Origin of the sequence: Algoriphagus machipongonensis, from assembly GCF_000166275.1 — a bacterium.
GTDB classification, from domain to species: domain Bacteria; phylum Bacteroidota; class Bacteroidia; order Cytophagales; family Cyclobacteriaceae; genus Algoriphagus; species Algoriphagus machipongonensis.
The window spans coordinates 1,944,945-1,970,035 of sequence record NZ_CM001023.1; the positions used below are offsets into that span (position 1 = coordinate 1,944,945).

Sequence of the window (25,091 nt, forward strand, 5' to 3'; positions counted from 1 at the left end):
AACTTCTCTACAGTCAGTATTGTTTTCAAATACTTGTAAATGAGAAGACTACCTATTTAAGGTATTGAAAAAATATTAATAATGCATCCTGCATCCTGCTTATTTAGGAGAATGTTTGTTGGAAGACATATATAATTTGGTTTTTTTGATGAAAAAATAACAAATGGATAAACTTTATTTGCTTAGTTCACAAGCAAGGGCTTGTTTAATCTGTGCAGGTAAAATTCCTTTTGAACCAAAGCCAGTTTTTAGGATTCATCCCAAAAGCAAGATATTGGTTGTAGGGCAAGCTCCAGGAACAAAAGTTCAAAATACTGGAATTCCTTGGAATGATCCTTCAGGGGAGGAATTGAGAAGGTGGTTAGATGTAGGAAGAGAGGAGTTTTACAATGAAGAGATTTTCGGGATTTTACCCATGGGATTCTGCTACCCAGGCAAAGGTAATAGTGGCGATTTGCCCCCAAGACCTGAATGCGCACCTACTTGGCACCCGCAGTTTTTAAAAGAATTGCCTGATTTAAAATTAATACTACTAATAGGTCAATATGCTCAGCGTTATTATTTAAATGGGGAAAGGAAATCAAACCTCACTGAGACCGTGAAAGCATTTAAAGATTACTTGCCTCAATATTTCCCTTTGGTTCATCCATCCCCTAGAAACAGGCTATGGCAGAGAAAAAATCCCTGGTTTGAAAAGCAAGTCATCCCTGAATTGAGGCAACATGTTTTTGAAGTAATGAATGCTTAATGTTGATGAGGTTCTGTTAATTCACAAAGTTCTTCCTCGAGCTCGACTTCTACCGTGTAATGGCTAAAAGGATAAGCTTTTAAAACCTCTTTGATTGCAGTTTTTGCATCAAGAACCTCTTTTAAATTATCAACTTTTTTGATTCTGACATGGGTAGTAAAGACATGATGCGCACCCTCCAAAGACCATAAATGAGTGTGATGAACTGATTCGACCTGATCAATATCACAAATTTTCTTTTTTATCTCTTCTAGAGAAAGTTCTGCAGGAACTGCCTGTAAAAATATATAAAGCGTCTCCTTAAGATTTTTGAATACATTCCAAAGGATAAATATGGAAATAGCTAAGGATAGTCCTGGGTCTAGCCAAGGGATGTAAACGAAATATAGAATAGTACCTGCAATCAAAACGGCTACCCAACCCAAAACATCTTCTATCAAATGCCAGCTTACCACTTTCTCATTTTGAGTTGATCCATGGCTAACTTTCCAAGCGGCATATCCATTCACGGCTACCCCGATCAGTGCAAAAATGATCATTCCCTGAGCGTTTGAAACCTCTGGATTTAGAATTCTTGTTACAGCTTCGGTAATGACGAATATGGATCCTATGATCAAAATCAAGGCATTGATTAAAGCACCTAGTAAAGAAAAACGGGTATAGCCAAAGGAGAATTGATGGTTTGCAGATTTTTTGGACTTTTTATCCAAGTACCAAGCGAGTCCTAATGATACCGAATCACCTAAATCATGAACAGCATCGGAGATGATAGCCACAGAATTGATCCATATACCGCCAATAATCTCAAGAATCGTAAAGCTCAAATTCATGAAGAAAGCGAGCTTTAGATTTGAGTTAGGGGCATGATGGTGATGATGTCCTGGAGTATGATGATGCGCCATGTCAATGATTTAAAACTCTAAGTTAAGAAAAGGGCAGTGCAAGGGTATTGCAGAAAGGATTTCTATTAATTCACTTATTTTAATAGTTAATTTTTGTGGTTTTAACTATTCTTTTCTAAAATGATCTTTTCAATTAATTAAGCTAAAATCCATAAGATGAAATCAGGTTATCATTTTTGTCTTTTATCAGTTTTTGGAATGTTGATTTTTTCTTGTTCTCCGAATGACCAGGAAGAAGAAAAAGAAAAGACTTACTCACTAGAAATTATTGACTCGGTTCAAGTAGATTATTTAGGCGAGATGATGCTTTTGGATTACGATCAAAATTCCGAAAAGTATCTTTTGGCCACTAATTCATACTATGAATACCTAGAAGTCAATGATAATGGGGAAATCCTTTTACATAATAAATTCAGTGAAGAGGGGACTTCTCCGGTAAATCAAGCGCTTGGATTGGGTTATTTCAATGGAAACGTGACGGTATTTAATCCTCCCAAAGGATATTACTATTTCAAAGATTCTTCAAAAGTGGGTGAACTGAGTATTCCATATCCACATATGTCTTTAATGATGTACCCTAAGCTTGGGATGTTTGAATCAGGAAATAAAATCTACTATCCAAAGCCATGGCCAGAATCAATGAATGTCAATTTTGAAGAAGGTGAGTTTTATCAAGCTTTGCTCAAAATGCCGATTATTGAATCGCAGGATAAAACTACAGGGGATACCTTGGGCATTGTGAGACTTCCAGAGACCTCAGAATTATTGAGCGATGAGGTACATGGTTTTCCTATCCCGGTATATACCATGAATGGAGATAGACTTTTGTTGAGTATGTGGTTTGAACCGGAAATTTATATTTATAAAAAAGTGGGGGATGAATTTCAATATGAGAAAACTATAGAAGTTGATATTCCTGATTGGGTACCAACTACTTCAGTTCCATTAGATAATGCAGATCAGTTTTTCATAGAAAACCAGAAAAAAAGACCAGGGAATTTGACTAATATTCTGGTGGTAGGAGATTATTATTTGGCTATTTATAATAGAGGATTAACTGAAGACCAAATGAAAGGTCTTGATCCTCAGGTAGACGGTGGACTTTCGGTTCGAAGGAAGGACCCTAATTTTGCGGCGGTTTTCGATAAGGATTTTAATCAGGTAGCGACCAATGTGCCCTTTCCCATCGCTAGTAATTTCCCTATGGTGGTGAATAATAAAGGTGAAATTGTGGTGTCCAAAGTAGCCGGTTTATCCGAAACTGAAGATGATGGGATTGTCTTGTATAAATTGAAATTGATGAAGAATTAATCTGGAGTTTTATGCTCTATTATATGTTTTTAAGATTTGGACTTTTAATTAACCTTGATTTTTCTATGAAAAACTACTTTCAAAAACTTGTAATTTTTGCCCTCACACTAAGTGTTTATTCTTGTGGGGAAAAGACTCAGACAGATAATAAACCAAAGGTTTTTTCCATTGAATTAGCGGACTCTTTAGAGGTTGACTTTCTCAAAGAAATGAGGCTTTTGGATTATGATCCAAATTCTAAAAAGTTCTTGCTAGCTACTGAGGAGCCCAGAGAGTATTTAGAAGTGGATCAAAAAGGCGAAATTCTAACACATAATCAATTTAATAGAGATGGGATAGACGTGGTGGGGCATGCAGTCAGTCTTGGTTATTTCAACGGAGATGTAACAGTGTTCGACTTTCAAAATGGGTACATGATGTTTGATGATTCCACCAAAGTTGGAGAGATTACTTTGCCCTATTCTTATGATGTCTTTATTCCAAATCCAAAATTGGGGTTATTTGAGCATGAAAATAAGGTCTATTATCCCAAGCCTGCCCAGCATTCCTTAATGGCGAATCATGAAGATCAAAATATGTTTCAGGCAATGTATTCCCTGCCCATCATTGAATCACAGGATAAAGCCACAAAGGATATCTCCGATGCAATTGATTTGCCAGAGAGTTCACCAATTTTAAACGGTCAGGTACATGGGTTTACAGTCCCTATCTACACTTTTGATGAAGATCAGCTGGTTTTGAGTTTGGGGATTGAGCCCAGATTATATGTGTACCAAATGCAGGGAGGTCAGTTTATTTTTGAGAAAACAATTGATGTGAATATACCCGATTGGATAGGCTATAAGCCTGTTCCTATGGAAACGCCAGAAAAGTTTTTTGAGGAAATCAGAAAGATTAGGCCTGCCAACCTGAATAATATATTTGTCTTGGAAGACTATTACTTGGTGACATATCATAGGGGGATCTCGGAGGAAGGGATGCAGGAACTTGAATTTTCAGAGAGATATGGTTTGGGAGCTCTTCGCGAAGACCCATATTTTGTGGCAGTTTTTGATAAGGATTTCAATCAATTAGCGACCAATGTCCCTTTCCCAGTTCCAGTACATGCACCAATGGTGGTCAATGAAAATGGTGAAATAGTAGTTTCAAAGATAGCTGGGCTTTCCGAAACCGAAGACGATGGGATTGTTTTATACTTTCTTCAGCTAGCTGAGGATTAAGATTTGATACACTTTTTTAGTCCATTTCTAAATGGTGTAGGTTTCAATCCATAGTGTTTTTCAATTTTAGATGAATCGAAACAGTAATCTTGAGCATTTTGATATTTCAATTCATGAATTTCCTTCATGATGGACATGAATAAGCCTAGGAAATTCACTAACCAGGAGGGCATGATTTTTATTTTGAACTGAGTTCCTAGTTCTTGATTTGCCATGTCTACGATTTCCTGAATGCTGGGGTAGGAAGGGTCAGTAGGTAGGTGCCAAGATTGATTCCAGGAATCCTCCTGCAAAGCCAAAAATACGGTAGCTTTTCCAGCGTCAGGGATATAGGTAAAGGAATGCTTCTTTTCTTTGGAGTAAAGCCATTGAGGTGCTTTTCCAGATTTCATTCGCTTGATGATCATTTCATGCAAAACACTATTTGATGCCTCAGGTCCATAAAAATCCGCTGCTCTCGCTACCAAGGCGACCAGCTTTTTATCGTCTACAGCTTTCCATAAAATATCTAGTATTTCTTTTCTGACTTTTCCTTTCCGACTTTTTGGATGCATGCTACTTTCCTCAGTCAAATGACCTACCTCCTCTGGTGAATAAGAATACATGTTATCAAAGAAAACCAGTTTAGCCCCATGAGTAATGCATGCTTCCACGGTATTTCTCATGATGATAGGCCATTCTTCTTCCCAGATTTTACTGACGTATTTTATTCCTGCCAATAAGTATACTACCTCGGATCCTGATATGGCATTGGATACAGCTAAACTGTCCAATAGGTCGCCTGAAGCGAGATCATCTGTGTCATTTACTTTCCTCGGGTGTCTACTAAATTGCCTTACTTTGATGCCATTTTTGAAGAGTTCCTGTGAAACAATTTGAGCAATGTTTCCATTGGCTCCCAAGATGGTGTGAAGTCTCATGCGTCAGTTTTTAAAAGTTTTTCAAAAAGTAAGAATTCTTAACTTAAAAAGTTAGGATTGAGCCAATGAAATTTAAACACATCTTTTTTTGAATTGATTTGATAGTTGGGGTTTAAATGCGGAACTGAAAGCATGGAATTTTAAAATTCTCATTAATTCTCGTTTAAAAATCCTGCTTTTTGGGCTCATTTTTATTCAAATTCTTAAAAGTAGGGTGAATCATACCATTAAAATGGGGGGATAAACGGAGATTTTACCGCGGTTGTATAATTTAATTGGGTTACCATTCAGATAGTGTTATTTTTAGAAAGATTACCCTTATTAAACCAAACACTACACTAACACCTAACATTTAAACAAAAGGTACATTGAAAAGAAGAGATTTTATCCACCTTTCCGGAATGGGCTTGGGTGCCCTGATGACACCTGGAATGCTGGCGATGGGAAATCCTGTAACAGCAGATCGACTATTGGAACCTGGAATGGATCCAGCGGCAAAGAAAGTTTTGGCAGATATCGCGTTAAATGCAGCGAAAGCCAAAGGGGCCACCTATACGGATGTTCGAATTGGAAGATACCTAAACCAATTCGTGATCACCCGTGAAAAAAATGTTCAGAATATCACAAATGCCGAATCCTTTGGAGTAGGTATCCGCGTCATTGCTGAAGGAACATGGGGTTTTTCTGCTACATCGGATGTAACTCCTGATGGGATTAAAGCATGTGCTGAAACAGCCGTAGCAATAGCGAAAGCCAACTCAAAGCTTCAAAAGGAACCAGTCGAATTAGCCCCTGTTGTAGGAGCTGGCGAGGTAGTTTGGCAGACTCCTATAGAGAAAAATGCGTTTGAGGTTCCAGTAAAAGATAAAATAGACCTTTTGCTAAATGCTAATGATGCAGCTATTCAAAATGGAGCAGCATTTGTCAATTCAGCATTATTTATGGTGAACGAGCAAAAATATTTTGCCTCCACTGACGGTTCTTACATCGATCAGGACGTTCATAGAATTTGGCCAACATTTACCGTGACAGCGATCAACCAATCTGAGGGGAACTTTAGATCTCGCCAAGCTTTAAGTGCACCCATGGGAATGGGTTTTGAATACATGGATGGCCTTCAATCTGAAAAAATCGCCGGTCCAGCAGGATTAATAGGTTATAGAAATTCATATGATATCGTGGAAGATGCTACAGCTGCAGCTAAACAAGCCGTAGAAAAGCTTTCTGCAAAGTCAGTTGAGCCAGGTAAATATGATCTTGTACTTGATCCTGACCATTTAGGATTAACAATACATGAGTCTGTAGGTCACCCATTAGAACTTGATAGAGTTTTGGGATATGAAGCAAATTATGCAGGAACAAGCTTTGCAACATTAGACAAGTGGAAGTCTGGAGATTTTAAATATGGCTCTGATAAAGTGAATATTTTCGCTGATAAGATCCAGCCTCATTCTCTAGGGAATGTGGCCTATGATGATGAAGGAGTAAAAACCAAAGAATGGGACTTGATTAAAGATGGAGTGCTGGTAAACTATCAGGCGATTCGTGATCAAGCAGCCATCATCGGTGAAGAAGAGTCTCAAGGTTGCTGCTACGCAGACAGCTGGGAATCTGTTCAGTTTCAGAGAATGGCCAATATTTCATTGAGACCTGGAACTGAAAAGTTGAGTGCTATAGATATGATCAAGGATGTTGAAAAAGGAGTTTATATCGTAGGTAGAGGTTCCTATTCGATTGATCAGCAGAGATATAACTTCCAGTTTGGAGGTCAGCTGTTTTATGAGATTAAAAATGGAGAGATTGCCGGAATGCTTGAAGATGTGGCTTACCAGTCCAATACTCAGGAGTTCTGGAATTCTTGTTCACAAATTTGTGATAAAGACGATTATAAGCTTTTCGGGTCTTTCTTTGATGGAAAAGGTCAGCCTTCTCAGGTTTCGGCAGTTTCTCACGGAAGTTCAACCACCCGTTTTGACGGAGTCAATGTAATTAACACCGGAAGAAAGATTTAACTCTTAACATCAACGAAATGGCTATTTTAACTAAAGAAGAAGCAAAACAAATAATAGATAAAACCCTCTCCTTTGCAAAAGCAGATGAAACAGAGGTAAGTATTTCAGGTGGTAAAACTGGTAATATCAGATATGCTAGGAATACAGTCAATACCAGTGGGGAGACCAATAGCATTAGCTTAAACATCACTTCAGTGTTTGGGAAGCAATCAGGTTCCACAAGTATCAATGAGTTAGACGACGAGTCTCTAAAAAAGGCAGTTGCAAGGGCAGAGGAGATTGCCAAGTTGGCACCTGAAAACCCAGAATACATGCCTATGTTGGGACCTCAGGAATATAAAGAGACAAAAACATTCTTTGATTCTACGGATCAGATTGATCCTGACTATCGTGCCCAGTTGGCAATTGATAGTATCAAACCTTGTGTTGACAATAACCTGACAGCTGCTGGTTATTTAGAGGATTTCTCAGGCTTTACTGCGATGGGAAATAGCAAGGGAATGTTTGGGTACAATAAAGGAACATCTGTAGACTTCACGGTGACGGTGAGGACCAATGATGGAACAGGTTCAGGATATTCTGGTGCAGACTTTAATGATGTCAATCTGTTGAAGTCAGGTTCTGTAACCAATCTTGCTGTTCAGAAAGCGATGGCTTCACAAAATGCCCAAGCAATTGAGCCTGGTAAGTATACCGTGATTTTAGAGCCTAGAGCAGCTTCAGATTTATTGGGTAGACTCACTTTTGGATTAGATGCAAGGAGTGCGGATGAAGGAAGAAGCTTCATGAGTAAAAAAGGAGGGGGAACCAGAATTGGTGAAAAAATATTTGATGAAAGAGTAAATATTTATTCCGACCCGGCGAATACTGAGATTCCTGTAGCACCTTGGAGTGGTGATGGCTTGCCATTGGAAAAAACTCAGTGGGTAGAAAATGGAGTGGTGAAAAACCTGTTTTATTCTCGCTATTGGGCAGACAAACAAGGAGTGGAGCCAGTTCCTAGGCCTAGAGGAGTGATTTTCGAAGGGGGTGATGAAAGTCTTGCAGATATGGTGAGAAGTACTGAAAGAGGAGTCTTGGTGACAAGATTTTGGTATATCAGATCCGTAGATCCTCAAACCTTATTATTTACAGGTTTGACTAGGGATGGTACTTTTTACATTGAGGATGGACAGATCAAGTTCCCGGTAAAAAACTTCCGATTCAATGAAAGCCCAATTATCATGTTGAATAACATTGAATCGATGGGTAAACCACAACGAGTTGATGGAAGTCTGGTCCCTGCAATGAAAATCAGAGACTTTACCTTCTCGAGTTTATCTGACGCCGTATAAAAAGGATACAGAAAGCAGGCAGGGAAATTTTGTTCGATGAGAATGAATTTCACTGCCTGCATATTTCTGTCAATTTGAAATAAACCAACCATGCGCCCTTTCTTCTTCACCAGAATTAAGTACAATTCGGGAAACTGGGATACAGATCAAAGGATGCCTTCCAACTTGATTAATTCCCTGGTGGAATACACTACCATTCCGGTTGATGAAACCGAGAAAATTGTGGAGTTGAGCAGTCCGGAAATTTTCAAAAGTCCCTTTTGCTACATCAGTGGACATAAACTGGTGGATTTCTCTACTCAAGAGAGAAATAACTTTAAAACTTATGTTGAAAATGGAGGCTTTGTCTTTGCAGATGATTGCAACCATGATATTGATGGCTTATTTGCTAAGTCATTTGAAGCTGAAATGGCCGAGATATTCGGTTCGGATGCTTTACAGAAAATCCCAAATGACCACTACCTATACAATTGCTTCTTCAAGTTTGAAGATGGCCCACCGGCAACCTCTTTTGAGTTAAATGGTTGGGGAGATGATTTAGTCCATGATTACCTCAAGGCCATTATCATCAATGGAAGAATAGGAGTCTTGTATAGCAATAAAGATTATGGATGCGAATGGGACTATGACTTTAGAAATAAACGCTTTTTGAAAGTGGATAACACCAAATTTGGCGTCAACATAGTGGTCTACGCTTTAACCTAATATTCAATTGGAAAACAAAGAATTAGCAGAGTACAAGGAATTGGTAGCCAAAATTCCACTGCTGAAAAAAGAAATAGCAAAAATAATTGTCGGGCAGGAAGATGTGCTTGATGAAATCATTATTACCTTATTGGCAGGAGGACATTGTCTTTTGGAGGGAGTGCCCGGCTTGGCGAAAACATTGATGGTAAAGACGATTTCTGAGGTCATGGAGCTTCAGTTTAAAAGAATCCAATTTACTCCTGATTTAATGCCAGGTGATATTTTAGGAACCGAGATCTTGGAAGAAGATCATGAGACCGGAAAGAAGTTTTTTCAATTTAATAAAGGACCCATTTTTGCCAATATGGTTTTGGCTGATGAGATCAACAGAACTCCTCCCAAAACACAGGCAGCTCTTTTGGAAGCGATGCAAGAGAAAATGGTTACCTATGGAGGTCAAATTCACCCTTTGCCCAGTCCATTTCTAATCATTGCAACGCAAAACCCTATCGAGCAATCAGGAACTTATCCATTGCCCGAGGCTCAGTTAGATCGATTTTTATTGTACATCAAGCTCTCTTATCCTACTGAGCAAGAAGAATTAGAAGTACTGGAGAAAACGACCGGAGTTTATTCAGGGAAACCTGAAATGGTTTTATCAGGAGAAGAAGTTAAAAAGCTTCAAAATTTGACTAGACAGGTACATATTGATTCTAATTTATTACTTCATATCAATCGATTAATCAGAAGTACCAGACCGGCAGACTCTCAGGTGGAAGCAGTCCAACAGTTTGTTGAATGGGGTGCAGGAACCCGAGCTGGTCAAGCTTTGATTCTTTGTGCCAAAGCAAGAGCGTTGGTCAAGGGTCGATTTGCCGTAACTCCTGATGATATTCGAGTATTGGCATTTCCAGTATTGAGGCATCGCCTTTCGCTGCATTTTAGAGCTGAAGCCGAGAATGTAGAAGCAGATCATGTCATCACTCAGATTGTAGATTCACTTCCCGTCCATGCAAGCAAGTAATCTGGAAATTGTCAAACTCAATAATTTGAAGTTGTCCGCGAAAATTATCAGCGAGCAACTCAAGCAAGGAATTCATCTCGGTATGCGAGTGGGTGCTGGAAGTGAGTTTGAGCAATACCGGTATTATGAACCAGGAGATGATCCGAAGCGAATAGACTGGAAATATTTTTCCAGGTCGGGGAAATATATGATAAAGGAATCCCAAGCTGAAAGTCATTTACATATCACTCTGATGTTGGACTTAACGGGTTCAATGAATTATAAGGAGGGAGATATAAGCAGACTTGATTATGCAAAAAACTTATTGGCAACAATAGCCTATTTGGCGCATTTACAAGGAGATTCCCTTTCCTTTTTCACCTTTCAAAATGGAGAGTTGATAAAAAAAGTAGCTCCCTCTCCAAAAAGCTTTCAACGGATATTATATCATTTAGAGTCAGATAAAGCTTCGGGTACTTGGCCGGTTTCCAAGCAATTTTTTCCCTTATTGAAAAATAAGCAGCGAGAGTTGATTGTGTTGGTTTCCGACTTTTTACAAAAGGATAATGAGTGGGTTGAAATTGTGGAGGAAATGAAGCATCCCCAAAAGGAAATCGTCTTGTTTCAGCTCTTAGGGAAGCAAGAGGTGGAATTTGACCTGAAAGGAAGTTTTATTTTTAAGGATTTGGAAAGTGATCGAGAGATTACTCTAGATGGTGCAGCCGTCAAAAAAGGGTACAATGCTGCAATCGGTAATTATTTAAAAACCTTAAAAGAGGCACTTCATCAACCCAAAATACATCTGATTCAAGAAACGATCGATGAACCCATTGTCAGTGTAGTTTCAAAGTTTTTAGCAAATAGGTCCTTTATTTAATGGAATTTCTCCAACCGATATTGTTATGGGGTTTGTTGGGATTGTCCATCCCAGTAGCTATACACCTTTGGAATGGCAAGAAAGGGAGCCAGATTTCTTGGGCTGCAATGGCTTGGCTTGTAGAGAAGGAAAATCAATCCTCTAAATCCATTCGACTAGATCAGTTATTCTTGCTTTTTCTTCGTCTCCTGATGCTAGTTTTGCTTGTGTTGATGCTCGCAAAGTTAATTTGGAAGGACTGGCCTATGAAGCAGGATTATCAAACAATTCATTTGGTTGCCCCGGAAAAACAAATCTTTGAAGAATTTAGATTTGAACTGGAAGAAGCACAGAAATTTGGAGAAAACGTTTATTGGCTGCTTCCGGGAAAGCAAGAACTTACTGAGGATCCCATAGATTCAGATGTCTCCTTCCTTAATATTCAAAAAGCTCTGAATGAAATAGAAGGGCCAATTGAAGTACTTCATATTTATCTCCCCAATTCTCAGAATTATGTTTCCGATCAGAAGATTGTAAGTCCTGTTGAGCCTATCATTCATCTTGGTGCCTCTTCAAATAAGTCTTCAAAAGAATTTTTGGTAAGCTTGGATTCAGGCTATGTTTTAAAGAAAAGTGAGAATGGTAGACTCGCAGCATTTGCATCGGAAGAAATTAAAGATGAAAAAAGTATCAGTGCCAAATCAAGTCTTTTAACTCATTTTATTGACCTTAAAGAAAGTGATCAGCAGGCTATTAAAGCGGCATTGGCTTCTATCTCGGAAGTAATGAAAATTACTATAGTTGAGGTGGCAAATGCTGACTCTGCGAATTTGATTTTTTCCAATGCCTTGATTAAAGAAAATGATCCGGACAAGCTTGCTTTTGTTTTAAACCAACAAGAGTTTGAGCAGGTTAATCAAGTGAAAGTTATTCCTGAAAACTTGAATTTTGAAAATTCGGAACAAGTTAAAAAAGGGCAGTTGCCTGAATATTTTATGAGAGAAATCGCGATGTTTTTTGGTTTTGAACCGAATGATGCCAAAATTTCTCTTGCTCAATTGGAGCAGCATTTTATAGTGAACCCTAAAAAGGGTGATGGTGAAAAGTCCCAATTGGTAATATTATTAATGGGATTGTTTTTACTGACTTTCTCAGTTGAAAGGTATTGGTCTAATAAAAAAGGTCTATGAGCTTGTTAGAAAAATATATCGTTCAAACCCAGCAGCAAATTTGGATAAACATCTTTCTGAAATCCTTTTTGGTTGGAGCTGGAACAGGTTTGTTATTTTATACATTCCAATCTTCCTGGGTTCTTGGGTTATCTGTTTTTTTCATAGCCTTCTTGATTTCAGCATTCTTTCATGGTTTGTTTAAAAATCATAAAAAAGATGCCATCAAGATCTTACATCAGCAATTTCCAGGGCTTGAGTTTAGCTTAGAATTGATGGGTAAAAAAGAAAGAAACCTTGCAGAATCCCTTCAATGGGAGCGGGTTAATAGCCATATTCCTAATGAGAAACCACGGGTTTATCAAAGGGGGCTTAAGTTGTTTTTAATTTTTGGCTTGCTCTCAATCATTGCTTTTGGAATGAGCTTTATCCCCCTGGATTTTGGACAAGAGGAGCAAAAACTTTCTTCTGTTCCTGTAAATACAATTTCTCAAGAAGCAGAGATTCCTCCAGTAGAATTGGCTGGGCTTACTGTAAAAATAACTCCGCCTTCTTATACAGGTATGGCCAGTGAGGAGCAAAGTGATCTGGAAATTAAAACAATCAAAGGGGCGAGTATAACTTGGCAAATTGATTTTTCAGAAAAAGACCTGGATGTCAAAATGGTAAATTCTGAAAACCAGGAATTATCATTTGAAAACCAAGCTGGAAAACACCTATTTTCTGATTGGGCTGAAGGCTCTGGGATCTATGCGATTCGAGCCTATAGAGATGAGGAAAAGGTTTTTGAATCTGCCTATTTTCCTTTTGAAGTTTATGAAGATATTCCGCCGGTCATTGTTCCAGAGGAAAAAGAGGTCTACAAATTTCATTTTCAAAAAGATGCTCAAAAGGCGACTATAAAAGCTAAAATTTCGGATGATTTTAAAGTCAATGAAGTTTATCTCGTAGCCACTTTGGCTCGAGGTTCTGGAGAGAATGTCAAATTTAGAGAAAGCCGGATTGATATAATTAACAGGAGTTTTCAGTCTGAAAATGTAGCGACGGAACTAGATTTCGAAGCTTTGGCCTTTCAGCAGGGAGATGAATTGTATTACTATTGGGCAGCCATTGACAATAAATACCCTGAACCAAATTTTTCCAGGTCTGACACCTATTTCATCAAGTATGTGGACGCAAATGGATTAGGAGAAACGGAATTGGCGGGAATGGCAATTACTGTTTTGCCAGATTATTTTAGGAGCCAAAGGCAAATTATCATAGACACTGAAAAGCTGATTGCAGAGCGCAAGAGCATGCCCAAGCAAACTTTTAATGAGACGTCAAATACTATTGGTTACGATCAGAAATTACTTCGTCTGAGGTATGGCCAATATTTGGGTGAGGAATTTGAAAACTCTACAGGTGGAGGAGAAATTGCTGCCGAAGGTGGAGATATTTTGGCTTCCTATAGTCATGCCCATGATTCTGAAGGTGAGCATGAACCTGCAGATTTACCAGCAGTGGAATTGCCTGAAAGTTCGCATGAAAACCATAGCAATGAGGTGGAAGAAGATGAGTCTGGTTTAGGAGGATTGCTCAATGCTTTCATGCATTCACATGACTCTGCCGAAGAGAATACGTTTTTTGAAGAGTCGACTAAAGGAGCTTTAAAAATGGCTTTGGAGCAAATGTGGCAGTCTGAGCTTCATTTGAGATTATATGAGCCTGAGAAAGCACTGCCTTACGAAAAGAAAGCCTTAGAATATTTGAAATCTGTGCAGCAAAAATCAAGAGTATATGTAAAACGAACAGGCTTTGACCCACCTCCGATAAAAGAAGAAGAAAAGCGGCTTAGCGGAGATCTTGAAGATCTGGATAACCAGATATCAAAAGAACTTAAGAATATGAATGCTGGCTTAAAACCACTAGCAGCTCAAATTCTAGGGAAGTTGTCCAAAAATCAATTAACTGAGATGGATAAGGCAACGATTAATGAATTTGGAAGGATTTGGACGGCTAGAATGCAATATACTGGATTGGAAGATTGGTCGGTTTTATTGGAATTACAGCAGTTTTCTGCAGGAGATTTATCTTCTGAAAGCCGTGCCAATTTACAGAAGTTATTATATCCAATTGCAAGAACAGGACAGTCTCTAGAGGCTTCTTATTTACAAGAGGAAGAATTACAAAAAGCTTTTTGGAAAAACATTAAATGATAAAATTCGATCCCTCTTTTCCGATCCTTTGGCTAATAGTTTTTGTGATATTCCTCACTGCGATTTTGGGGGCTCAAATGGTTTTTACTTTTAAGTCAAAAATCACCAAACAGCAAAAAATAATACGTGGGGCTATTTATGGATTTATTTATTTATCGCTATTGGGTTTTATTTTTCAGCCCACATGGCAAACAGAACTGACTTCAGAACCTGTTTTAGTTTATTCCGACGATGTGACTTCAGAAGAACTTAAATACCTTAGGGATAGCTTAGACCTTAGGAAATCACTTTCAATCGAAAAGTATTCAGGGGAAGGGAATCCAGTGTACTTGGTAGGAAGTAGATTCTCAGACGTAGAGCTAAATCTACTTTCTGGAAAAGAGATTCAATTACTGTCAAATCGCTCTTCAGTTGGGTTAGAGTTCATTATTTGGAAAGGTTTTGTGAGGCAAGGTGAACTTCAGAAAATTATTGGGAAAACCGGTAGTGATAGCGCTGCAAGTGTAATATTAAAAGCAGGGGAGTTGATTATTGCAGAAGATTCTATTCATGCTGGGCAAAGAAATTTTGAACTTCAGTTTACATCGGAAATCATAGGTAGAAATGAATTTGAACTTGTATTAAATAATGAGAGCTTAGGGCAGGTTCGGTTTTTTTCATCTCCTTCCAGTCCAAAAAGTTATGACTTAAGGTTTTCCTATCCAGGACCAGAATCTCGTTTTTTAGGTCAGTTTTTAGCTGGAAAATCAGAATATGTGAAAGAGAATATTCAAATTTCCAGAAGTAGTGAAATCCGATCAGTTTCTAAAGACTTGGATTCCGTACGAATCATTATTGCTGACGTTGATCAACTTAAATCGAAGAAGACCTTAAACGATTTTGAAAATACTGCCATGGCGGCTTTTTTAATTGATTCTTATGAGCCCAAAAAGGAAGCAGCTGACTTAAATAAATTGTATCAGACTGATTTTGAAGTACAGAAAATTTCTGAAGAAGAATCCAGAGTTTTAGAGTCTGGCCTGGAAGCTTTACCATTTCAATTTGTTCCTAAAGCAGGACAGAAGTTATTAATGGAAAATGCTGTTGCAATTCAAAATGTCGGCGGCAAGAAGATAGGTATGAGCCTTATCAACCAATCTTTCCCCATGTACCTCAGTGGTGATACCTTAACTTATCAATTGATTTGGAGTGAAATTTTAGGGGAGCTCTATCCCGATGAAGATGAAAATTGGAAAATGGATGCCCCGGTTTTTGAAGGCCTATCAAGTATTTTGACTTTTAATTCCAGAAACAATACAGATGAATTTACTTTGATAGGAGGGGATACACTCTTTTTTCATCAAGATATAATCAACCCTTTTTCTCAATTCACACAAGTCACGCTATCAGATTCTGGTTGGATAAACCTCTCAGATACTTTAGAGATTCCAGTTTACGGTGAAAAAGAATTTGGAGATGTAAGTGCAAGAATGAGATTGGCCAATTTCTTAAAAAATCAATCCATGAAAGCTGAAACAGTGCTTCCAAATGCAGTTGAGGTTAGAGTTTCAGATTGGGTATGGTTAGTACTTTTCTTGATTGGCTTCGGGGTTTTATGGTTTGAGCCACGAATTCGATAGTGTTTTTTTAAATGTCTGTTGCATTTATTCATCCTATCCCGTTAGGGTATAAAAAACCAGCATGAAGACATTTCTCAGACTGACTTTACTATTGTTCTTTTTCGGCCTTACGCTGAATCAAGAATCTGTAGAAAGAAGGAAAGAAAAATGTCAGGTAATCGAAAATGGGTTGGCAATAAGTGAGAAATCTAAAATGTATCATTTATCAAAATTTCACTAGATAGATTAATCGGTTGTATAAAATAGCGGGCGAGGAATGAAAATTAATGAGAAATTGCGGCCAAATTAGTTGATTTAGAAATAGCGTATTGAATTGAACTATACGGATGAGGAACTGGTCTCCGGTTGCAAACGGGGATCCTCCAAACACGAGGAATTATTCTATAAAAAATATTATGGCTATGTCATGGGGATAAGTCTGTCCTATTCGAAGGACAGGGATTTGGCTCTGGAAATAGCGAATGATTCTTTTTTGAAATTTTTTAGCTCTATCAAAAAAGTAGAAAGTTTCCAGACGGTAAAAGCATTTCTCCGACGTATTACAGTCAATACCGCTATAGATTATTATAGAAAGAATAAAAAGTATCAAAGTCATTCAGACTTAGAAATAGAAATACCTAATCAAAACGAAGTGAATGCTTTGTCGAGTTTAGGGTTTGAAGATATTATCAAATTAATAAACCAATTGCAGGAGGATTTAAAACTCGTTTTTAACCTCTATGAAGTGGAAGGTTATAGCCATAAAGAAATAGCTGGAAGGTTGGGAATAACTGAAGGTTCATCTCGTGTTTATCTCACCCGAGCTAAAGCCAAACTTCGTCAACTGGTTCATTTACATTTACAAGAATATGAAGGAAGATAAGACCGATAAATGGATTGCTTCTTCATTGAAAAAACATCAAGAAGAAGGAAACTTGCCTTACGAGGCAGGGGCGTGGGAAAGCTTCCAGAAACATAGGAATGCAAAGAAAACACGAAAATTATACTATTGGAGTGGTGCAGTAGCGGCGACTTTATTGGCTGTGGTTGCGGTCTATCAGGTGCTAAATACAGAAGTGAGTCTTGATGATTCTACAAGCTCAGATACCAAAGAGATTCTAGCAGACCAATCAACCCAACAACAAAGCACAATTCCAGATATGCCTACAATGAGTGATTCGAATCAGTTCAATCAGGGAGGAGTAGAGCGAATTCAGGATAAATCAATTAATCCAGAAGAGAATCTGGGTTCTAAACCAACGCAAGTTCCAACTCTCAATATGGGTACTGAATTATTGGCAGAAGCCAAAACTACGGAAACATCTGATCCAGAGGTAGAGAACAATGCTGTAGAGAAGCCCAAGCAGGTAGAAAATAAGGTTTCATCTGAATCTAACAAAGTTGAAAACAAAGCTTTAGCTCAAACTAATAAAGAGGAAGAGTCTAATGAACTGAATTCAAAAGCAATGGAGAAAAAGCCATTGACTACTTCTAGTCAACTGGCAGAATTGACTCAAAGCAATGAGGAAGCAACTACTATTCTTAAGGAAGAAGTTGTTATTGCTCAAGGAAAGCAAAACAGGACAGAAGAAAAATCTCCAGAAAAGCTTGTTGCAGAATCTGCAGTTATCGACGAGAAAGATTTTCCTGAAATACCAAAGGAACAAACGAAAGTTCTATTGGCGATGGGTGTAACTCCTGGATTTGGCTCATCCCAACAAAATGACATGATGATGACGGCATCTAGCATTGGTTTGGGGATGCAAGTAGATATTGAGCTTCCAGGTAAGATGACTTTAGGCTCTGGAGTGGGAGTGAACTATCTCAACCAGAAAAATGAAACTCAGAGTGATTTGATCCTACAAGGATACAAAACTAGCCGGGTGGAAAAGCAAGATATTCAGCAGGTGCAGATAGAGATGCCCGTATATATCAAATACCCCATCACAAGGAATAATTCTGTCTCAGTACAGGCAGGTTTTTCTAACCTGTATGCGATTAATCAAAATGGTGAGCAACTAACGACAGTAAATGAGCAGTTTGCTGTGAATAATTCGGATAATATGCTGAGTTCTTCAAGTAGTGCCTTTGCTTTAGCCACTCGACCTGTTTCACAACAGCAGGATTTACCAAGTCCGGAAGGAAAGTTCTATCCTTTTGCGACGTTAAATTTAGGAGTGAACTTTAAGGTATTCGAATCAAAGAAAATAAACTACATGGTTATGCCATTTTATAACCATCAACTTAAATCTATTTCAGGTTTTGGATCAAACTACGGAATGTTTGGTGCAAGTTTAAAATTGAAGTTTGGTGGGGGAGAAAAGTAAAAAATGAAGAAAATTTAGGTTGATCTGGGAATTTTATCCCGTTTTTTTACAAATGAGTAATATTTTTTTTGCTATTTAGAAAGTTGTAATAAAACTGAATTGTTTTATCAATTAATCTATAAACCTATTTTACCATGTTTACTCATACCAAAGCCTTTGGCGGATTCTCCGTCGATGACCTTCAGGAAGCTCGAGAGTTTTATGATCAAGTCTTGGGGGTTGAAGTGAAAAAATTACCAATGGGATTACTTTCCCTTAAATTTCAAGAGGACAATCAAGTACTTGTTTATTCCAAAGGCAATCACGAACCTGCAAACTTTACCATACTTAATTTTTGCGTTGAAGATATTGAGGAGGCAGTCCAAAGTTTAAGTGAAAAAGGGGTTGTCTTTGAAGCTTATGATGGGAATATCCAGACTGACGCCAACGGGATTTGTAGGAAAGACGAGCATTTAATCGCATGGTTTAAAGACCCTGCGGGAAATATCCTTTCCTTAGTTCAGGAGGATAAATCCTAAGCCTTAAAGTTCAAACACTCGTCTTAATAGGCTCATTTTACTTTGAGAAAAATTCTCTTGTTAATTGATCTCTTTGTCAAGTGACAATACTACACCCTGTAAAAGCAAAAAAAAATCCCCGCGGATATTCTCCACGGGGATTTTTAAGTTTTTGACCTACCTATTAAAAGTTGGTGTAGTTTGTTACTAGTTGCAAATCTAGTTTTGTTTTTTCATCAGTTGCAGAAACCAAGCCTCTAAGAATTAGGGTGTAAATTCTATTTCCTCTCAACTCAATGTCTGTAGCAGAAACCAAAGTCTCACCGCTCGTAGTTGATTTTACGACGAAGTCATAAACTCCGCTTTCCATTTCCTGGAAATCACTAGATTCTAAAGAAGCTAGGTCTGTCACGATATCAGTGTTCTCCCCCGTGATTTCTAAAGAGACACTTCCTGCATCAGGAGAAATATTCACTAATCTAAATTGAGAAGTTTCATTCGTTGTTTCACCCCAATTGTCAGGAATCATGATTGCATCCACATTATCAAAATTGTTTACCAGAAATAAGGAGTAAACACTGTCTGCTTTGACCATGAAATCTTTCTGGAGGAAAGAGCTCAAAGAATTCACATTGGTAAATTTAAATGTACGCTCGCCAATATAAAATGGGCTATAACTTAACCCTTGCGTATAGCTGATTGGGAAATTATTGACTTTGTTTTGATCTGCATAAATGTCCGTATCTGGAGCATCTGGAGAACCATGATAAATCAATACATATCCTGCCGGAGGTAATGGGGTGTTGTTGTCATCATCAAGACAACTTGTTAAAGTAAAAGTAGCTCCAATTACTGCCAAGGAAAGTAGTACTTTAAAGCGATTTTTTGACCAGTTTTTTACTTTGTTAAACATATTAGATGGTTTAATTTTTTTACTCTACCGAGACGCAGGCAAAATTCAAAACGCTTCAAGAGATGAAGGTTTTTTTTAAAAAAAACACGGTTCCGGTTTTAATGAAAGTATAAACTGCTGGGACTCTATTTGATTTTGAAATTATCATAGGTGATTAAGCTTTTTCTTATGATAAAAGTTTTAAATCACCTCTAAAAACCAAATAAAGCCATTCAAAAACAAGAATACCTTCCTTTTTTGATCAATTGTTCACTGTTCCGGGCCTAATAAAACTCCAAAATTTACATTGAAATCGTTTTAGTCATCGCTATTAACTAGTGATTGGGTTTGATTTCAGTAGTTATTTTAACCAGTAAATCATAAAACAACGTATGAAAAATTTTACTAGAAAGTATTATTTGTTGTTGATCCTGTTCTTGTGTGTTGGACATGTATACGCACAGGATATTCAAGTTTCGGGAACGGTAATAGATGGTGCTTCAGGATTAAGTTTGCCTGGAGTAAACGTGATTGAAGCATCAAGTAAGGAAAGTGGTGCTATCAATGGAGTGGCAACCGACGCTAATGGGAAGTATAGTATTACAGTTCCCAGTGATGCGGTATTGGTGTTTAGTTTTTTGGGTTATGAATCCCAAGAAATCTCTGTAAATGGAAGGACTAGTATTGAGGTGACTTTGGGAGAGGATGAATCTCAACTTGACGAAGTCGTAGTAGTAGGGTACGGTACCCAAGAGAAATCTGAAGTTACCGGTGCAGTATCCGTTGTCAAGATGGACGAAAATGTACAGATTCCGGCAACTAATGTGAAGAACCTTTTGGCAGGGAATGCCTCTGGTTTATTAACCAATCAAAACCCAGGCTTGCCAGGTGCAGATAATTCAGATTTGAGTATCAGAGGATTTGGATCACCACTAGTAATAGTCGATGGTATAGAGTCTTATCTAGATCGATTGGATCCCAATGATATTGAGACAATCACAGTTTTAAAAGATGCATCTGCTGCTATTTATGGAGCCCGAGCTGGAAATGGGGTAATACTTGTGACTACTAAGCGAGGAAAAGCTGGGGTAACAGATGTGAATTACCATGGATATATTGGATTCCAACAGGCAACTGTATTTCCTGAGCAATCCAACGCTGCAGAATATTTGGAGATGTCCCGTGCAGGGGCTTTCAACAGGCAATATGATCCTACAGATCCCTCGAAAGAAATAAATTATGGAGAATTTACAGAGGAATTTCTTGAGGAATATAGAAACGGAACGCGCCAAAGTTATGATTGGGTGAAGGATCTGATCCGAACTGGTGGCTCTAAAATCGCCTCACATAATGTCAGTGCTAGAGGAGGATCTGAAAAAGTAAGATACTATGTATCTGCAGGGGTTTTAAATCAAGATGGGATTTTCAATGGTGATTACGATTACAAAAAATTTAATATCACCAATAACCTAGATGCAGATATTTCTAAAGACTTAGTCTTAAGTATTACTACTTCTTATATCAACGAAACCCGTGATTATGCTGCAGATGGAACAGGTGCCATCTGGACAGCGCTTAGAACTGCACAACCATTTTTTCAAACAGAATTACCAGACCCAGATAGAGTTCCTTACAGTGGATTTACAGAAAGATCTCCAAGAGCAGGAACCCAAAAGAAATTTTCAGGATATAACCTAACCAAATTAGAGACTATAGCAGCAGCTTTCGAATTGAAGTACAATGTCCCATTCGTACCTGGATTGACTTTGGGAGGTAAAGTTAATGCAAGATTTAGGAAGCTATACAACGAGCGATTGAATAAGCCTTACGATGTGTTTCAATATGTTCCTGAAACAGATGAATATATCTTCAGAGGAAATGTCAGTGACAATAATTTCAGAAAGGAATATTATGGAGATCCTCAAAGAAGGATTTTATCCAGAGTCTATTTAGATTACCAGAAAATTTTCAATGAAAAGCATAAAATAGGATTTTTAGCATTTGCCGAAAAAGAGCAAAATGAGGACAATACCCTTTTTGCACAACGTAGAAATTTACTTTCTCCAAATATTCCTCAAATCTCTGCAGGAGATGATGCATTGACTACTACTGGAGGAAATGGTGTCCCTGTAGAATATTCACGAATCAGTTTTGCTGGTAGGTTAAACTACGCTTTTGATGAGAAATATTTGCTTCAGGCTACTTTAAGAGCTGATGCTAGTTCCAAATTCTCTCCCGAAGTGAGATGGGGTTATTTCCCTTCTATTTCTGCAGGATGGAACATGCATCAGGAAAATTTCTTGATGAATAACAGTTTTATTGATCAGTTGAAATGGAGAGTGAGCTATTCTCAAACAGGGATTGATAGCAATGTCGGAAATACTGCATTTGAATATTTAAGTGGATTTTCGGAGTTGAATACCGTGTATTATTTCGCACAGGGAATTCCGACTACTCCTATTCAAACTGTTGGTCTACCTAATGAACTGATTACTTGGGAAGAAACAACATTATACAATACAGGCATTGATTTTGCCTTTTTGAGAGGACAGGTTTATGGTAGCTTCGAAGGGTTTTATAGAAAAAGAGAAGGATTGCTAAGGATTCCTTTGGAAGGTCTTCCTTCTACTTTTGGAGCCAATCTTCCTCAACAAAATCTTGATTCCAGATCAGATCGTGGATTTGAGTTCAATCTTGGATATAAAACTCAGGTTGGAAAGGTCAAATTTGATATTGCAGGTAATTTCACCTATGCCAGACAGAAGTATGAGAAGTACCAAGAGGATATCGATGTAACTGATCCCAATCAGGTAAGAATAGATCAGAATTCAGGCAATTTTGTCAATAGGACTTTTGGTTACGTTACTGACGGATTGATTAATTCCCAGCAGGAATTAGAAACTTATATTTCCTCCCATTCATTTGAAACACTCAATGGTAGCCCACAGGTAGGTGATATTCGTTATGTGGACGTCAGCGGACCAGATGGTAATCCTGATGGAGTTATCAACCGATTTGATATTCAGCAAATTGGATATGGGGCACTTCCGGAAATTAATTTCGGATTAAATCTTAGCGTTGCTTACGAAGGGTTTTCACTAAGGACCTTATGGCAAGGTGGTTCAAGATTCAACGTGAATGTTAATGGTTTCTATAGAAATCCATTCGATAACCAGGCGGTTTCATTAAAAATTCATAACCAATATAGCTGGGTTCAGGATCCATCCAACCCTGGGATAGGGTCAAACCCTAACGCTGAATTACCTGCGTTTAACGATAATGGTTCCAGACCTTGGAACAACTATCTATCGGATTTTTGGTATAAAGATGCTACCTATATCAGGTTGAAATCTGCTGTCTTGAACTACAGTTTCAACAAAGCGCTACTCAATAAAATCAAAGTTAAAAGCCTTGATTTATACGTGTCCGGAGATAACCTTTTGTCATTTAACAAATTGGGTATTTACAAGAAAATCATTGATCCTGAGCAATCTGATTCTTTGGGAAGTTTCACCTTGCCTGTATTACGAACATATACTTTCGGTGTACGGATAGGTATCTAACAGGAAGAAATGATTGGATTTGTTAAACAAATCACTCTAAAAGAAATGAAAATGAAAAAAATATCAATACTATCAGTTTTTGCAATTTTGACCTTCGCTACATCTTGCGTGGAAGAATTGACTAAACAGCCGGATTTTATTTCAGAAAATCAGGTCTTTGAAGATCCTAATCTGACTAATTCTTATGTGGCAAATTTATACCAGAGAATTGGGTTTCAGCGAGGGGTAAATGTATCAATGGCTACCAAAAATGCCGTAGGAGGGGAAAACATTGGTTTTGCACCTTGGCAGGAGCCAAATGGGACATCTACACGACAGTTTACAGAAGTGACAGGGCCGGGAGCCTTAGACGAATGGGACTATAACGTGGTCAGAGATATGAATTATCTCCTTGAAAATATCACCGAAAGCGAAACTTTGGACGAGCAATTTGTCGAAGAAAAAATCTCAGAAGTAAAGTTTTTAAGAGCATTTGAATACTTCGAAATGGTTAAAAGATTCGGGGGAGTTCCTTTAGTATTAGAGGTGCAGTCAGCCGATCAACCAGAAGAAGAACTGTATGTAAGCAGAAATTCAGAAGAGGAAGTTTATGATTTTATCTACTCTGAGACTCAGGAGATCTTAGCGAATTTTGACGATTCCAAAACTGGTGCAGGAGGAAAAGTGGATAAATATACGGTCTTGATGCTACAAAGCCGAGCGATGCTTTATGCTGCAAGTATTGCCAAGTATGGAGATGGAAGTTCAAATGGTGTTGTGGGGATTCCCTCTGGAAGAGCAGCAGAGTTTTTTCAAAAAAGCTACGATGCTTCCAAGCAAATTATCGACTCTGGAATGTTTAGATTGATCAATGACGGAGAGGATAAAGTAGCGAATTATGCTTCCATTTTCGTTAACGACGGGAATGATGAAACGATTTTTGCAGAGGTATTCGAGCCATTTTTGAAAGGTCATGATTGGGATCACTTGGCTATCCCAGCTGGATTTAATGCTACATGGAATTCCAATTTCCCTGTACTTTATGAAATGGTGGAGCTTTTTGACTTCACAGATGGAAGAAGTGGGATGATCGATAGAAGTTTATTTACTAATTCCACCGAATGGGATATAAATGACTTTTTTGGAAATCGAGACCCCAGATTCAGAGCGGCAGTATTTTATCAAGGAACTCCATTTCAAGGGAAAAAAGTGTATTTCCATTCGGCAACAATTTATGATGACAATGGAACCATGAAAGAGTCAACGTCTGAAGGCCAGACATTCACCACGATCGATGGGGAAAGTTTCCCTGGAGCCGCTCCCAGAAGAAATCGTGTTAACACAGGTTTATTGTTGAGAAAGAGAGTAGACGATAACGCATTGACTCCTCAGTACGGAAGTTCTGGGCAGGATTTTATTGTCTACCGATATGCGGAAACATTATTGAACTACGCTGAGGCCGCAATGGAATTGGCCAAAGCATCGGAGGCGATGGATGCGATCAATCAAATTAGAGACAGGGTTTCTATGCCATTATTCGAAAGTATCACTTTGGAGGATATTCGTCATGAACGCCAAGTGGAGTTATGTTTCGAAGAACATAGATATTTTGATTTGGTGAGATGGAGATTGGCAGAGGAGAAGTTAAGTCTCAGAACTCAAGGGATCATTTTGAAATACAATTTGGAGACAGATAAGTATGTGATCACTTTGAAAAATGCAGAAAATCAGATCCGTGTATTCGAACCTAATCGATACTATTTGCCCTTTGGGATCAACCGATTGGCAGATAATTCCAACCTGGTACAGAATCCTGGGTATTAAATAGAAAATTGTTTATAGGATAGATAATTTTGGGTTAAAATCCTGAGAGGC

19 protein-coding genes are annotated in these 25,091 nt (G+C 38.2%); 16 read left to right on the top strand and 3 right to left on the bottom strand.

What is annotated here, in order from left to right; all coding sequences use genetic code 11:
- Nucleotides 1-163 precede the first annotated feature (163 nt).
- On the top strand, nucleotides 164-748 hold the full coding sequence (locus tag ALPR1_RS08275; RefSeq protein ID WP_008199885.1) for a uracil-DNA glycosylase family protein: 585 nt from the start codon (nucleotides 164-166) through the stop codon (nucleotides 746-748).
- On the opposite strand, the gene ALPR1_RS08280 is transcribed toward ALPR1_RS08275, so the two are convergent.
- Nucleotides 745-1,650 carry a cation diffusion facilitator family transporter gene (locus ALPR1_RS08280; RefSeq protein ID WP_008199887.1) on the bottom strand — a complete coding sequence of 302 codons (906 nt, stop codon included), beginning with the start codon at nucleotides 1,648-1,650 and terminating at the stop codon, nucleotides 745-747. The two genes, ALPR1_RS08275 and ALPR1_RS08280, sit on opposite strands and share 4 nt — an antisense overlap.
- Before the next feature lie 156 nt (nucleotides 1,651-1,806).
- Between ALPR1_RS08280 and ALPR1_RS08285 the strand changes: the two genes are divergently transcribed.
- Together ALPR1_RS08285 and ALPR1_RS08290 are read left to right on the top strand one after the other, a co-directional pair.
- A complete protein-coding gene (locus ALPR1_RS08285; RefSeq protein WP_008199888.1) occupies nucleotides 1,807-2,961 on the top strand; it encodes a hypothetical protein in 1,155 nt (384 codons plus the stop codon).
- Between the two features lie 65 nt (nucleotides 2,962-3,026).
- Nucleotides 3,027-4,181 carry a hypothetical protein gene (locus tag ALPR1_RS08290; protein WP_153231780.1) on the top strand — a complete coding sequence of 385 codons (1,155 nt, stop codon included), beginning with the start codon at nucleotides 3,027-3,029 and terminating at the stop codon, nucleotides 4,179-4,181.
- Here ALPR1_RS08290 and ALPR1_RS08295 read toward each other — a convergent pair.
- On the bottom strand, nucleotides 4,178-5,101 hold the full coding sequence (locus ALPR1_RS08295) for an NAD-dependent epimerase/dehydratase family protein (protein ID WP_008199892.1): 924 nt from the start codon (nucleotides 5,099-5,101) through the stop codon (nucleotides 4,178-4,180). The genes ALPR1_RS08290 and ALPR1_RS08295 overlap by 4 nt on opposite strands.
- 368 nt (nucleotides 5,102-5,469) lie before the next feature.
- Between ALPR1_RS08295 and ALPR1_RS08300 the strand changes: the two genes are divergently transcribed.
- The 11 genes from ALPR1_RS08300 to ALPR1_RS08350 all read left to right on the top strand — a co-directional run bounded on the left by ALPR1_RS08300 (nucleotide 5,470) and on the right by ALPR1_RS08350 (nucleotide 18,803).
- Nucleotides 5,470-7,113, top strand: a complete 1,644-nt coding sequence (locus tag ALPR1_RS08300) for a TldD/PmbA family protein (protein WP_008199894.1) — start codon at nucleotides 5,470-5,472, stop codon at nucleotides 7,111-7,113.
- 17 nt (nucleotides 7,114-7,130) lie between these two features.
- Entirely contained in the window at nucleotides 7,131-8,447 is a 1,317-nt protein-coding gene (locus tag ALPR1_RS08305; RefSeq protein ID WP_008199896.1) for a TldD/PmbA family protein, read from the top strand.
- 90 nt (nucleotides 8,448-8,537) lie between these two features.
- Nucleotides 8,538-9,152: a DUF4159 domain-containing protein gene (locus tag ALPR1_RS08310; protein WP_008199897.1), complete on the top strand. Its 615-nt coding sequence runs from the start codon at nucleotides 8,538-8,540 to the stop codon at nucleotides 9,150-9,152.
- Between the two features lie 7 nt (nucleotides 9,153-9,159).
- Nucleotides 9,160-10,158, top strand: coding sequence for an AAA family ATPase (locus ALPR1_RS08315; RefSeq protein WP_008199901.1), 999 nt, complete (start codon nucleotides 9,160-9,162; stop codon nucleotides 10,156-10,158).
- Nucleotides 10,145-11,014 carry a DUF58 domain-containing protein gene (locus ALPR1_RS08320; protein ID WP_008199903.1) on the top strand — a complete coding sequence of 290 codons (870 nt, stop codon included), beginning with the start codon at nucleotides 10,145-10,147 and terminating at the stop codon, nucleotides 11,012-11,014. Before ALPR1_RS08315 ends, ALPR1_RS08320 begins: the two co-directional genes overlap by 14 nt.
- Entirely contained in the window at nucleotides 11,014-12,183 is a 1,170-nt protein-coding gene (locus ALPR1_RS20260; RefSeq protein WP_008199905.1) for a BatA domain-containing protein, read from the top strand. Before ALPR1_RS08320 ends, ALPR1_RS20260 begins: the two co-directional genes overlap by 1 nt.
- Nucleotides 12,180-14,360, top strand: a complete 2,181-nt coding sequence (locus ALPR1_RS08330; protein WP_008199908.1) for a hypothetical protein — start codon at nucleotides 12,180-12,182, stop codon at nucleotides 14,358-14,360. The genes ALPR1_RS20260 and ALPR1_RS08330 overlap by 4 nt, the downstream gene beginning before the upstream one ends.
- Nucleotides 14,357-15,979, top strand: coding sequence for a hypothetical protein (locus ALPR1_RS08335; protein WP_008199909.1), 1,623 nt, complete (start codon nucleotides 14,357-14,359; stop codon nucleotides 15,977-15,979). Before ALPR1_RS08330 ends, ALPR1_RS08335 begins: the two co-directional genes overlap by 4 nt.
- Nucleotides 15,980-16,292: 313 nt before the next feature.
- Nucleotides 16,293-16,841: an RNA polymerase sigma factor gene (locus ALPR1_RS08340; RefSeq protein WP_008199911.1), complete on the top strand. Its 549-nt coding sequence runs from the start codon at nucleotides 16,293-16,295 to the stop codon at nucleotides 16,839-16,841.
- Nucleotides 16,828-18,285 carry an outer membrane beta-barrel protein gene (locus tag ALPR1_RS08345; RefSeq protein ID WP_040302663.1) on the top strand — a complete coding sequence of 486 codons (1,458 nt, stop codon included), beginning with the start codon at nucleotides 16,828-16,830 and terminating at the stop codon, nucleotides 18,283-18,285. The genes ALPR1_RS08340 and ALPR1_RS08345 overlap by 14 nt, the downstream gene beginning before the upstream one ends.
- Before the next feature lie 134 nt (nucleotides 18,286-18,419).
- Nucleotides 18,420-18,803, top strand: a complete 384-nt coding sequence (locus ALPR1_RS08350) for a VOC family protein (RefSeq protein ID WP_008199915.1) — start codon at nucleotides 18,420-18,422, stop codon at nucleotides 18,801-18,803.
- 163 nt (nucleotides 18,804-18,966) lie between these two features.
- On the opposite strand, the gene ALPR1_RS08355 is transcribed toward ALPR1_RS08350, so the two are convergent.
- Entirely contained in the window at nucleotides 18,967-19,695 is a 729-nt protein-coding gene (locus ALPR1_RS08355; protein ID WP_008199917.1) for a DUF4397 domain-containing protein, read from the bottom strand.
- 371 nt (nucleotides 19,696-20,066) lie between these two features.
- Between ALPR1_RS08355 and ALPR1_RS08360 the strand changes: the two genes are divergently transcribed.
- Together ALPR1_RS08360 and ALPR1_RS08365 are read left to right on the top strand one after the other, a co-directional pair.
- A complete protein-coding gene (locus tag ALPR1_RS08360) occupies nucleotides 20,067-23,237 on the top strand; it encodes a SusC/RagA family TonB-linked outer membrane protein (protein WP_008199919.1) in 3,171 nt (1,056 codons plus the stop codon).
- A 51-nt stretch (nucleotides 23,238-23,288) separates the two neighbouring features.
- Complete coding sequence (locus tag ALPR1_RS08365) at nucleotides 23,289-25,040, top strand: RagB/SusD family nutrient uptake outer membrane protein (RefSeq protein ID WP_161599222.1); 1,752 nt, start codon at nucleotides 23,289-23,291, stop codon at nucleotides 25,038-25,040.
- Nucleotides 25,041-25,091 lie beyond the last annotated feature (51 nt).